Raw genomic sequence first — 12,700 nt, 5'->3', positions numbered from 1 at the left:
ATAGAAATAACAAGCAAGGTGGCGAGAGTGATTTAAAAGGCGTCACCTTTTTCCATTTCTCCGTCACGCTTAGTTGAAAATACACCTGCAGCCCTGAAATTCGCCGATAGCCCCGTTAAGCTGAACCGTACGGTCGTGGCGACGTATTGCACCTAGCGTCATCCCTTGCCGCTACCGTCATCCGTGCCGTCAAGGTCTCTTCCCCACGCTTCAGCTTCCTGCAACCTTTACCTTTTTATAGTTTGCTGGAACGTTAAAGCGCGGTATTTCTCATCCTACATCACCCTCTCGACCCGGCCAACCTGTATATTCGATGAATCGGTGGGTTTGCAAAATGGGAAGGTTGCAATAGACCCATCCGCTCATTCCTCAATATCAATCGAATTTTCCCAACGGGAACAAAGATACTCGCGTGAGCCATAAACTCATTTCTAAGATGGATTCCTTCATGCCGTTCTCCAACCAGTAAAGAATGATCCCAACCACTCCGTGTGACGCAAAGGCTGCATCCCAGAAATTATGCTTATATTGAAGTGCCTCTGTTCTGATAACTTGCGTCATACGTTCACGAAATTCCCCTTCAGTTAACATAGTCCGATAAAAAGAAGCGTGCTTCTGAATATGTTCGAACATGGTTACATGCGATTGGATTGGCTTCTTGGAGCTTTTATAATCATGCAGTGCTTCCTCATAGTATGTTGGGAATTTTAAGGTTTGAGCCAGCTCATTCAAGATATCATCTTGCATTTGGTCTAATATATCCTGTTTGTCGCGAAAATGGAGGTAGAACGTGGATCGGTTAACCTCCGCTTTCCGAACGATGTCACGAATGGTAATGGCATCAACCCCCTCCTCCACGATAAGTTCAGTTAAGGCATCCATTAGTAACCGCCGTGTGCGGGTAACACGTGGATCAATTGGTTTATTCATTCTCGGATCTCCCTCATAAATTTGGTTTTTCAGACACTGATTTCATTTGTGTCTACTAAACGACATTACTATTATTATTGCTGATTGATTGGAACGAATTCAAGGAATATAGTAGTTTATAGACACTATGTTGTCTACAAAATTCATTAATTTGATTATTCTTCGAGGAGGTATTTCTTATGAGAGCTGCCGTTTGGCATGGTAATGAGAGAGAAATTCGTATTGAGGAAAGAAAGGTTAAAGAAATACAACCCGATGATGTCAAGGTTAAAGTGGCATGGGCTGGTATTTGTGGTTCTGATCTGCACGCATACTTGCATCCGAGTTCAGTACCAATGAATCCCAATACAGTACTCGGACACGAATTTTCTGGTGAAATTATAGAGGTTGGTTCTAATGTTACGAAATTTAAAGAAGGTGACAGAGTATGTATCTATCCAACGATGCTTCAAGATCCTTCAAATGCCGAGACAGAACGTTTCATCAATTTAGATGCGGTTGGTGCCAAAATCGACGGAGGGTTTGCTGAATACGCGATACTTCCACAAAAAACAATTTTTAAAATTCCGGATAATTTACCACTAGATATAGCAGCCATGGTAGAACCAGCAGCTGTATCCTTCCAATCCGTTAAGGATGCAGAAGTAAAAGAAGGAGATACTGTCGTTGTCTATGGAGCAGGTCCTATCGGGCTATTTGCTGTTCTAGGCGCCAAAGCTGCAGGCGCTTCTAATATCGTTGTTGTCGATTTATTAGAAGGCCGACTCGACAAAGCAACTGAATTGGGTGCGACCCATATCTTCAATGCTAAAGATGTGAACCCCGTTGAGGAAATTCGCAAATTATTCCCAAACGGGGCGGATGTTACATTTGAAGCTGCAGGTGTTGAGTCAGTATTTAATCAAGCCATTCAATCAACCAAAATCCGTGGCACTATGATGGTTGTCAGCTTCTTCACTCAAAATATCCAATTTAGCGTTCCTTCTTCTCTACTTTTTACCGGCGTAAAAGTAATGGGATCTGTGGGATACAGTAATGAAACTTACAATGAGGTCATTGAATTACTTGCTAATGGAAGCTTACCCGCACAATCAATTATTACAAGAAAAATTGATCTCGAGAATATCGCTGAACAAGGTTTTGAAGCGTTAATTCATGATCAATCTCAAGCAAAAATTCTAGTTAGATTAAGTGGCGCATATTAATAAATGAATTGTGCTCAGTCTAAGAAAAGGCACCCATGCGGCACCCATTCGGGTGCCTTTTTAATTTCGCTCTATAGATGTTACGGGGAAGCATACCGCAAGTAACGGCGAAAAATTGGATTGCGTGGGACAACCCCCTCCTCTAGAGAATATCGTCTTCTCTACCCATCCTCCAAATTTTTTACATAGATTTTATATACTTTACGATTTTCATGATTTGATTTATGTTAAAGTATTTCAGAACAGAAATTGGAGAGGGGTTTTGTAACTCATGTCATGGAAAAAAGTTCTGGGTAAAAGCACCATTCGTGTGGCTACTACTGCTCTATTGCTTTCCCAACTATTTGGCGCGGTAGGCTCTGTCTCTGCTGCAGGCAAGGATGTCGAAGTACACTTGATCGGTATCAATGACCTGCACGGTCAGTTAGATACCACATCGATGGTTGGTGATAAAAAGGCAGGAACTGCTCCAATTCTAGCAACATATTTGAAAGAAGCTCAAGCCAAATATAAAAACTCCCTACTCTTCCATAACGGAGACTCCGTTGGTGCATCCGCTCCAATCTCATCTCTGGATCGTGATGAGCCTACGATGGAATGGATGAATATGATGGGATTCGATGTAGGTTCTTTGGGCAATCATGAATTCGACCAAGGAATCGCTGCATTAAAAGCACAAATCTTTGGCGGCCTTGATCCAAAAGAAGGCAAGGTAACCCATGCCGGAGCAAAATTTGACTATGTAAATGCAAACGTCATTGAAACCTCCACGGGCAAACCATTGATTAAGCCATATGTGATTAAAGAAGTGGGCGGAGTCAAAATCGGATTTATCGGATTAGTGACGAAAGCTACCCCTTCTAAAGTATCCCCAACGGGTACAGCAGGCGTGCGTTTCTTAAGCGCAGAAGAAGAAGTTGCAGCCGTTAATAAATATGCAAAAGAATTGCAAGATCAAGGTGTAGAAACGATCGTCGTCCTGGCACATGATCCAGCAACAACCAAAGAAGGCGTAACAACTGGAGAAGCGGCTGATTTAGCCAAAGCGTTACCAGCAGATTCCCCTGTTGACGTTATCGTTGCAGGTGACAATCATGCTTTAGCTAATGGTGAAGTGAATGGAAAATTGATCGTTCAAGCTTATTCTTATGGTACGGCATTTGAAGATATTAAGTTGATGATTGACCCTGCTACGGGGGATGTAACCGAAAAATCAGCTACAGTTACAACGACCTTTCAAGAGGGTGTAAAAGAAGACCCTGAATCTTTAGCTATTATTAAAAAATCATTAGACAAGCATCCTGAGCTAACGAAGCCCGTAGGTTCTACTGATGGTTCTGTCACTCGTACAGATGCTTATAATAACGAAGCGCCTCTTGGAAACCTCATTGCAGATGCAATGCGTCAGGCAGACTTTGGTGATAAAGCAGGCGAAGCTGACTTTGCATTTATGAATCCAGGCGGTATTCGCGCGGATCTGCCGCAAGGTGATGTGACCTTTGCTGATCTTGCTAAAATCCAACCTTTTGGCAATACTTTAGTGAAGCTAGAGCTGACTGGTAAACAAATTCAAACCTTGTTGCAGCAACAATGGGGTACAAACGCGGACGGTACACCAAACACCAAAACACTACAAGTCTCTGGCTTGAAGTATACGGCAGATTTCAATAAGCCAGTTGCAGAACGTGTGACTAGTCTGACTCTTGAAGATGGCACACCCATTGATCCTGGAAAAACATATACGGCTGTAGTTAACAACTTTATGGCAGCAGGTGGAGATAACTATAAAGTGCTAGTGGATGCTAAATCATCCTTAGCAGGTCCGATCGATCTGGATGTATTCTACCAGTACATCGTAGATACCTTTAAAGGTGGCGCTATTCAAGCTAAAAAAGAAGGACGTATTACCAACATAGCTGCATCTACAGAACAACAACCAGAGACGCCAGTAACCACAGAATTCATTTCTCGCGCTGAATTTGTAAGTACTCTAGTAGACATGTTGAAACTAAACGAAGTAGCGACAGCACCTGCATTTAGGGATGTTGCTGCTGACGCTGCATATGCAGATGCAATCGCTGAAGCTGCTCATGCCGGATTCATTCAGGGCTACGGCGGCAACTTCAATCCTGATCGGGATATCACTCGTGAAGAAGCGGCTACAATTCTTGCCAAATTGTTGAACAATCCAATTTCTGATAAAAACGCTGCTACGATCATTGCAGGCTTCGAAGATGGCAAAACCGTTTCTGCCTATGCGATTAAATCTATGGCAAAACTGATTGATAAAGGTATTCTAAGTGCAGCAGAGAAAAATTTGCTTCAACCTAAACAAGGACTTTCCAATAACGATGCAAAAGCTTTAATTCAAAAGGCTATCGCAGCAAAAGCCTCATAATTAGAATTTATTCAAACCTTATATTGCGACAGGAAAACACATCCTATATCCCCAATTAGGATGTGTTTTTTCATGCCTACATGACTATAACTAATCTGTGTTGCAGGTGAAACGAAAGTACGCTCCTCATACGCAGACCAGATCGAATGAAAACAAGGAAGCTGACGCAGGAAAAGCCCTTTCTACATCCCCGTTGATACGAAGTGATAGTCCGTTACATTAAATTCTCTTGTAGTAATGCTTTTAATCCTGCTGTATTCATTACGTTCCATGGTGTGTTTAATCCTGGCTGAAAGAAGAAGTCGGCATAGGCCAATTGTTCTAATGTGCATCCGGTTTGAATCGCAAGGGAGACCGTATTGATATTAGCAGTCAAATCAACTTTAGACATGATTTGTCCCCCTAAAATCTCTAAAGTTGTTGGATCGTAGACCAGCTTGAACATAACGGTCGTTTCCGGAGAAAACAGGGCAGTCTCTTGTTCCAAATAAACGGATTTTATTTCAATGCCAAGCTTTTTTGCCGTTTTATCATTCAAACCAGTTGTAGCGAAATAATAATCGAAAATATGCGTACCTGAAGAGCCTTGTACACCGGGAAGCGGATAAATTGCTTCGTATAAGTTTTTTACCGCATAATGTGCTTGACGACGAGCGTTGGTTCCTAATGAAACATTCATCCGCATTTTACCGGGATTGTACCAAACCGTTGTTGCATCCCCAATGGCGAAAATATCGGGATCACTTGTACGCATGTATTCATCTGTTTTAATTCTGCCATCCGGCAATAATTCCACTGCGCCTTGCAACCATTCCGTGTTGGGACGATTGCCGGCAGACAAGATGACGAGGTCAGCTGAATAGGTGCCTTTTTTAGTTACGACCTTGATTACTCTATGATTTTCATCACCGACAAATTCGATGATCGAGTTGCCCAGTGCCAATTCGACATCGCGATCTTTCATTTCTTTTTCAAGTACATCCGTAAATTCTTTATCTAAATAGGAGCTTAAAGGACGATCGTTAATGTCCATTAACGTAACTTTTTTCCCTGATTCGGCGAATAATGAAGCTGCTCCAGTCCCAATGTATCCTGCGCCAACAATAACAACGTTATTAATATCTGGATCTGCAGCATGTTTTCTCATATTGAATAGATCTTGTCGACTGCTCATCGTACCGATGTTTTTTAAATGATGTCCAGGGACAGGAAGAATAAATGGCTTTGCACCAGGACTTAAAATTAATTTGTCATAACCCTCCTTTCGTGTTTCCCCTGTCACATGATTGAATATTTCCACTTGGTGTTTGCCAGGTTCTACTTTAGTTATTTCAGTGTTGCCGAAGATGGATACTCCTTGTTGTTGAATGGTTTCAAGATCCTTGGCCGGAATGGAGGAGAAGTCTCCTTTGTCATACCATTGAACGTTCGCTTCCGGACACATCAATCGTAACGCTTCAACCGCTTCAAAACCTCCGTGTGATGCTCCTAAAACAATAGCTTTCATTTTTACCTCTCCTTTAAATACATATGTGCATCTTATTTTGTAATTAGGATACATCAATGTATCTTAAAAAGTCAATTAGATACATATGTGGATCTTATTCATTTAAGATACAGTTTGATGTATAATGAACGTACAAGGAGAGGAAGAGTGATGACTGAATCAAATAAAAGCCGCCGCCGCGGCGACCAATTACAAAATGATATTTACGCAGCAACGTATCGTCTGCTGGAGACGGAAGGGTACGGTGCGATTAATTTTGCGCGTATTGCCCGTGAGGCGAATACCAGTCGTTCGGTGGTTTATCGTTATTGGGATACCCCGTTTGATTTAGTGTTTGCAGCTGTCCAACAACGGATGCAACAATCGGAAGGGGTATTCAAGAGTCTGGACTTTGACAGGGGCAGTCTCCGTGATAATTTAGTATATGTTGGTCAGCATTTTATTTTGGAGTCCAACAATGGACCGTTTAAATTGTTTAAAATGCTGTTTTCCGAGATGATTAACCAGCAGGAGCGAGAACGGACAGGCCAGATGTTGGCCGAAGCAACGGGTTCCAATATTAAGATTATGGATTACGTTCTTCAACGGGCCGTACAACGGGGAGAAATCACAAAATTCCCACCCAAAGCGACCAAACTCATTCTTTTTGAGCAAATTCGATATACGTTTATGATTGAAAATGGATTGGTGTCGCATCAAAAATTGGAAGAGATTGTTGATCATGTGGTGTTGCCGGCAATTTTATATTTTTCTAAACAGTGAAAATGCGCAGAGAAGGCACCCGATGGGTGCCTTTTGATTTCGCTCTATAGATGTTACGGGAAACCATACCATAAGTGACGGCGAAATTAGGCCGTACGGAGTTTTCACCGTACGGCCAAAGTCACGAATTTAATAGAAAAGGGTCGGGTACTGTATTAAAAGGATCCAAAGCGGCTGCCTGCGGCCACGCCTTTGGGGGATATGCGTTCAATCTCAGCCAGATCGTCGGCTGTCAGCTTCACTTGCAGCGCACCGAGGTTTTCTTGCACACGTTCCAATCGTTTCGTTCCTGGAATGGGAACGATCTGCTCGCCTCGCGCCAGGAGCCAGGCTAGACTCAATTGGGCGGGGGTGCAGCCTTTTTGGGCAGCCATTCTCTCGATTAAAGAGACAACCTCAACGTTCTTGGTGAAATTCTCACCTTGAAACCGTGGGTAATAGCGTCGATAGTCGTCTTCCGGCAAATCCTCGAATTTCTTAATCTGGCCAGTCAGGAAGCCGCGACCAAGCGGGCTGTAGGGGACTAGACCGATGTGCAGTTCCTTTAAAACAGGGAGGACTTCATCCTCTACTTCTCTACTCCAAAGGGAGTATTCGGTTTCGACTGCGGTAACTGGATGAACCGCATGAGCTCTGCGGATCAGTTCGGCTGGCGCCTCCGACAATCCAATGTATCGAATCTTCCCTTGCTTCACGAGGTCAGCCATCGTGCCGACCGTTTCTTCGATGGGAATATTGGGATCGGGTCGATGCTGGTAATAGAGATCAATGTAATCCAATCCCAGGCTGTAGAGGCTGGCATCAACGGATTTTTTAATGTAGGCGGGATCTCCTTTCGGTCCTTGTCCGTGCGTGATGCCGAATTTGGTTGCAATAATGGCCTTATCACGCCGTCCTTTAAGGGCACGTCCGACAAGCTTCTCATTTTCACCGAAACGTCCGAGCAGGTATTCCGAACCGTAAAGGTCGGCCGTATCGAACATCGTAACGCCCATATCTAATGCACCCTGAATTGTTCGCACGGATTCATCGTTCTCAGGCATCATCATCGTTCCGAGACCGATAGCCGACACTTCAAGTCCTTCGTTCCCTAGTTTTCGTTGTTGCAGCATAAGGTTCCCTCATTTCTGGTTTAGGATCAATTTAGCATAGGTCTATCCTAATTGATTCTTACCCGAGGCAACCACACAACGTTTTTACTAGTAAAAAAATTAACAGTCTGCAGTTGAATCATCTGTAACGGGTGAGTAAATGCAAATGTGGATATCCGGTCGATCCGTTAGATTGACTAATGACTGAATATCATAATGGACAGATTGATGGACAACGGGGGACTGTATAGTGACCCGTTTTACTTTTTTGAGTTGAACATCGTACTGTTTCCACATTCGTTTGAATTCGGAGCTGCTCTGAATAAGATGCTCTACTGTCTTCTCAAACCAAGGATCATCCCGGTGTTGATCGTAGTAAGTTCGGAATACGCCTACCGAATACCTCGAGAATTCTTCTATATTCACAATGCGACGTCGCATTTCCGTATCTTCGAACAACAAACGGATAAAATAACGCTCCTGGACAGGAATGGAGGCAAAGTCGAAGAACGTCTCCTGGGCTGCCTTGTTCCAAGCGAGCACTTCGGTCCTCTCATTGGTGATATGAGAGGGATACGCGAGCTGATCGATAATCTTCTGCATCTGCGGATCCACGTCAGTTGGGGCTGCAAGAGGCGTCTCGGCTGCATGAGGGTTCCATAACTGGTATAAATGACTTTTTTCTGCAGGGGATAAGCGGAGCGCTTTGGCGATGCTGTCGATCACATCTCTGGAAGGGGTCAAATCCCGTCCTTGTTCCAGCCATGTATAGTAGGTGACGCTTACGCCTGCTAGTACAGCAACTTCCTCGCGCCGCAGTCCAGGCGTTTTCCGTTGCCCGTTTGTAAACTTCAGGCCCGCATTCTCCGGCGATAGTCGTTCTCGGCGTGATTTGAGAAACACCCCCATCGCTTTTGCTTTGCTGCTAGTAACAGTCATAGATCGGTCACCACCTGAATATTTGGTATTTGAGCCATTCATTCGATAACAGAAGAATCGCTTTAGATTACAATAGCAATTTTAACATAATCGTTAACATTTCACTTGGCTATTAACTTTCGCGCCGCTTATGATACGCTGAACCATACCATAAGTAACGGCAAATTTCTTAACAGGTAGGTTGTTTATGCGGCAAGGATTTCGTGCTCATGAAACAAGCTGCATTTACTTCTTTGTTTTACAGCCCCCAAATAATCCAAGTCGCGCAGCAGGTTCCTTATCGGCAATCATGCCGATCTCGGTGAATAAAAAGGAAACAAATTAACAAACTAATCCTAAAATGAGGAGCTCAAGGAGGGACTTACATGTCATTTCAGAAACCTCAAGTAAAACCAACAAATATCGAATTAAGCTGCACGGAAATCGGGGGACTTTGGGGTGTATATATTCAAGAAAGCCTGACTGTTTGTTTCCTCACCTACTTGCTGCATCATCTTCAAGACGGGCAAATTCTTCCTCTGGCCCAAGAAGCATTGAACGTCTCGAAAGGGCGACTAGAAAAGATCAAAAGTTTTTTTGTTTCGGAAAATTTTCCGGTTCCCGCAGGGCTTTCAGAAGGTGACGTGAATTTAGCGGCTCCCGCGCTTTTTCACGATACGTTTACCCTTAGCTTTATCTACATGATGAATCGTTTAGGTATGATTAATTTCGCTTTTACCGCCACCAATAACGTTCGACTGGATGTGTTGGATTTTTTCAACGAATGCATACATACTTCAACCGAGATGTTCGGGAAAGCGGTGCGAATGATGTTGGAGAAGGGAATTTATGATCGCCCGCCGAAAATGAACTACCCCCACAAAATTGAGTACATCGAGAAAACCTCCTTCCTGGACGGGATCTTTGGTGGGAAGCGACCGCTCAATGCGATTGAATTATCTGAAATATTTTTCAATATTGAGCGAAACTACTTCTCGGTTATTATCTTGCTGGGATTTGCACAGGTAATAGAAGATAAGAAATTAAAGGATTTAATTATTAGAGGCAAAAAAATTAGCGAACAACAAATCGAGCTTTTTAACAACTTGTTAATGCAGGAGGATTTGCTCGGAACGGTACCGGTAAGCATGGAAGTTACGGATTCGACGGTTTCTCCATTTTCGGATAAGCTGATCTTTTCGATGATCAATGTATTGAACTCCGTGGACATCATCTTGATTTCACATGCTCTCGCTCTCTCGATGAGAGATGATCTCACTGGTCACTACACCAAAATCATTGCTCAGGTGATGTCGTACGGAAAAGATATATTTGATGTTATGGTGAAACAGAAATGGATCGAACAACCGCCTCTTACGACCAATCGAAAAAAACTGCTCGAGTAGGTTTCAACTCACGCTCATCGGGTAGCAAGTGGCCCGGCAATTGGGAGGGGCATTCGGAGTTGCCATCTTCGGTGCGATATTTTATAGGGTGAGCAGTTTGAATTTCTATATGTCTTGGGATTTGCTTGCCGTGAGCGCATTTTCTCACTGAACAAACGAAGAACGATAGTTATAACTATAAATAGGAGAGCCTTCATGTTCAGAGGGCTCTCCTATTATTCATTTTCAACTCTCGTATTCGTTAGGATTGTACTATCGAGCCAATGCTCATCTGAGATGCTGTGTGATAAAGAGCGCAGCACGGTCCAGGGCTTGATCGGCTTCATCGAGAATTCCTGTGAACGCCTGGAAAACATGCGGGACGTCGGCGGTAACGTCAAGGATGACATCCACGCCTGCTGCCCGTGCACGGTCGGCCAACTGCGTGGAGTCGTCAAGGAGCAGCTCGTTGGTTCCGACCTGCAGCAGGATCGGCGGGAATCCGCTAAGATCGGCGAACCTGGCTGGGCTCACGAGTTCATGATTCGGATCCTGCCCAGCGAGGTACATCTCGTCCGTCATTGCAAAGCCCTCACGGGTGAAGAACGGATCGATCCCCGTTTTGCTGTCCATACTTGCTCCGGAGTGCGTCTTATCGAGCCCCGGCGAGAACGCCACTACCGCTGCTGGCATCGGCAGACCTGCGTCCCGTGCCATCAGGCAAGTCGAGACAGCAATACCGCCACCGGCAGAGTCGCCAGCAAACGCAATAGTCGCCGCCTGGGCTCCGTTGTCCAGAAGCTCACGGTAGGCTGCGAGAGCATCCTCTAGAGCCGCAGGGAACGGATGTTCCGGAGCCAGGCGATAATCGAGTGAGACGGATCGGATACGGGTCCTGTCGACCAGGTTCGCGGTAAGGGACATGGCCGTGTAGGGGGAACCCATAATATATGAGCCGCCATGGAAATAGAGAATGATTCCTGGGCGGGTATCCTGTGCGGGTTCAACGCTCACACCGGGTCGATTACCGAGGGTCGTCGGCGTGGTTCGCACGCCCGCAGGTACTTTCATCGTTGCCATCATGGCAGCGAAGTTCGCGCGCATCTCCTCGACGGTTTGCGGCTTGCCGGGCTTGGGACTCCGCAGCATTTTATCCAGAATTTTACGTTGTTCTCTAGACATAAGATGTTCTCCTTTTCCTTTTTTAATTCGATTTCTACCGTAATCTCTTCAAGCGATCCGGCTTGTTTATAGTGTATAATATAAATGTGACAGAACTTGTCACTATATTTTTGGGGGTGAATATAAATGGGAAAATCGAAGCGACTGATTGAATTGATGATGACAGTCAATCGGAAGCGGAAATTCACCGTCAAAGAGCTTGCTGAAGAATTTGGCGTGTCTACCCGGACTATGCTGCGCGATTTGCAGGAACTGAGCGGAATGGGGGTGCCTTTATACTCTCAAGTTGGTGCAGGAGGCGGATACCAGGTACTTACGGAGCGCACCCTTCCACCGATTTCATTTACGGAGAATGAGGCCTTCTCCATATTTTTTGCTTCCCATGCTCTTCGACACTTCAGTTCGCTGCCCTTCGAGGCATCTGCAGAATCCGCACGTCGAAAATTTTACAGGTATTTATCGGATGATGTGAAAATTCAGATCGACGAGATGCGACACCGAATTGACTTCTTTACGCATACGCGCCCGGAACGGGCTGGCTACCTTGAGATATTGCTCCAAGCGTCCATTCAAAAGTTGCCCGTAACAATCCATTATGGAACTCGAAAGGATGAGACCAACGAAAGAACGATTCAGCCCATCGGTATATATGCCCATGAGGGATATTGGTTTTGCCCAGCTTACTGTTATTTGCGAAAAGCCTTCCGATTATTCCGGGTAGATCGGATAGAGTCAGCCGTTTTGGCGGATTCTGAAGCGTTATCGTCTACAGTGGATGTTTCAGAGGTGGATTTAACGAACTGGGGACTTCATTTCTACAGCAAACAAGAAAGCGTAGATGTCAAAGTGAAACTAACGGCAAAAGGGATTGAGTTATTCCACGATAAGAGCTGGATTTTCCCTTGGGGAGAAGTGCATAGTTCCGATGACGGCACAGGCATACTGGAGATGGGGATCTTCCCCTCAGAAATACGATTCTTTGCTGAATATTTCTTTTCGTTCGGCACAGAAGCGGTCGTGCTCGAGCCGGAAGAATTAAGAGAAGCTGTAAGAAGGAAGTTGGTCCGTGCCCTCGAAGAGTATAATGTCCCAAACTAGTCTCCTGATTTCGATTTGGCGCTGAACCGTATCATAAGTAATGGGGGTTTCACCCCGCATAAATTTTAATCGTTAAGGATTTACAGTGAAAATGAGTAAGAATAATTATGGCAGGGTTGTTGCCGGTGATTTTTACAATCGCATCCATAATTCGACCGGAAGTATTACAGCCTCTTTTCGACTTTAAGAAAAGGGGCTATTCATATATTGTGCTTGCGTTTAGC

Annotated in this window: 10 protein-coding genes; 5 read left to right on the top strand and 5 right to left on the bottom strand. The window is 44.5% G+C overall.

Annotated features, from left to right (window positions below; all coding sequences use genetic code 11):
* Positions 1-375 precede the first annotated feature (375 nt).
* Positions 376-930 (bottom strand): TetR/AcrR family transcriptional regulator, encoded by a 555-nt coding sequence (locus RJP21_RS08680; protein ID WP_310858937.1) that lies wholly within the window; start codon positions 928-930, stop codon positions 376-378.
* A 179-nt stretch (positions 931-1,109) separates the two neighbouring features.
* Here RJP21_RS08680 and RJP21_RS08675 point away from each other — a divergent pair, with 179 nt between their 5' ends.
* Both RJP21_RS08675 and RJP21_RS08670 read left to right on the top strand, forming a co-directional pair.
* Positions 1,110-2,135: a 2,3-butanediol dehydrogenase gene (locus tag RJP21_RS08675; protein WP_310858936.1), complete on the top strand. Its 1,026-nt coding sequence runs from the start codon at positions 1,110-1,112 to the stop codon at positions 2,133-2,135.
* Between the two features lie 271 nt (positions 2,136-2,406).
* A complete protein-coding gene (locus tag RJP21_RS08670) occupies positions 2,407-4,533 on the top strand; it encodes a bifunctional metallophosphatase/5'-nucleotidase (RefSeq protein WP_310858935.1) in 2,127 nt (708 codons plus the stop codon).
* A gap of 214 nt (positions 4,534-4,747) precedes the next feature.
* Here the strand turns inward: RJP21_RS08670 and RJP21_RS08665 are convergent, their stop codons facing one another.
* Entirely contained in the window at positions 4,748-6,040 is a 1,293-nt protein-coding gene (locus tag RJP21_RS08665; protein ID WP_310858934.1) for an FAD-dependent oxidoreductase, read from the bottom strand.
* Positions 6,041-6,190: 150 nt separating this feature from the next.
* Here RJP21_RS08665 and RJP21_RS08660 point away from each other — a divergent pair, with 150 nt between their 5' ends.
* Positions 6,191-6,802 carry a TetR/AcrR family transcriptional regulator gene (locus RJP21_RS08660; RefSeq protein WP_310858933.1) on the top strand — a complete coding sequence of 204 codons (612 nt, stop codon included), beginning with the start codon at positions 6,191-6,193 and terminating at the stop codon, positions 6,800-6,802.
* Positions 6,803-6,957: 155 nt separating this feature from the next.
* Here the strand turns inward: RJP21_RS08660 and RJP21_RS08655 are convergent, their stop codons facing one another.
* Together RJP21_RS08655 and RJP21_RS08650 are read right to left on the bottom strand one after the other, a co-directional pair.
* Entirely contained in the window at positions 6,958-7,911 is a 954-nt protein-coding gene (locus RJP21_RS08655; protein ID WP_310859009.1) for an aldo/keto reductase, read from the bottom strand.
* 102 nt (positions 7,912-8,013) lie between these two features.
* Positions 8,014-8,832 carry a helix-turn-helix transcriptional regulator gene (locus tag RJP21_RS08650; protein ID WP_310858932.1) on the bottom strand — a complete coding sequence of 273 codons (819 nt, stop codon included), beginning with the start codon at positions 8,830-8,832 and terminating at the stop codon, positions 8,014-8,016.
* A 365-nt stretch (positions 8,833-9,197) separates the two neighbouring features.
* On the opposite strand from RJP21_RS08650, the gene RJP21_RS08645 reads away from it, so the two are divergent.
* Complete coding sequence (locus RJP21_RS08645) at positions 9,198-10,217, top strand: DUF3231 family protein (protein WP_310858931.1); 1,020 nt, start codon at positions 9,198-9,200, stop codon at positions 10,215-10,217.
* Positions 10,218-10,484: 267 nt separating this feature from the next.
* Here the strand turns inward: RJP21_RS08645 and RJP21_RS08640 are convergent, their stop codons facing one another.
* Complete coding sequence (locus RJP21_RS08640) at positions 10,485-11,378, bottom strand: alpha/beta hydrolase (RefSeq protein WP_310858930.1); 894 nt, start codon at positions 11,376-11,378, stop codon at positions 10,485-10,487.
* Between the two features lie 126 nt (positions 11,379-11,504).
* Here RJP21_RS08640 and RJP21_RS08635 point away from each other — a divergent pair, with 126 nt between their 5' ends.
* On the top strand, positions 11,505-12,476 hold the full coding sequence (locus RJP21_RS08635; protein WP_310858929.1) for a helix-turn-helix transcriptional regulator: 972 nt from the start codon (positions 11,505-11,507) through the stop codon (positions 12,474-12,476).
* Positions 12,477-12,700 lie beyond the last annotated feature (224 nt).

This window comes from Paenibacillus sp. VCA1 (assembly GCF_031583795.1).
GTDB lineage: Bacteria > Bacillota > Bacilli > Paenibacillales > Paenibacillaceae > Paenibacillus_AQ > Paenibacillus_AQ albilobatus.
The sequence above is the reverse complement of the archived record's forward strand: the minus strand, read 5'-3'. Positions and strand labels throughout refer to the sequence as shown.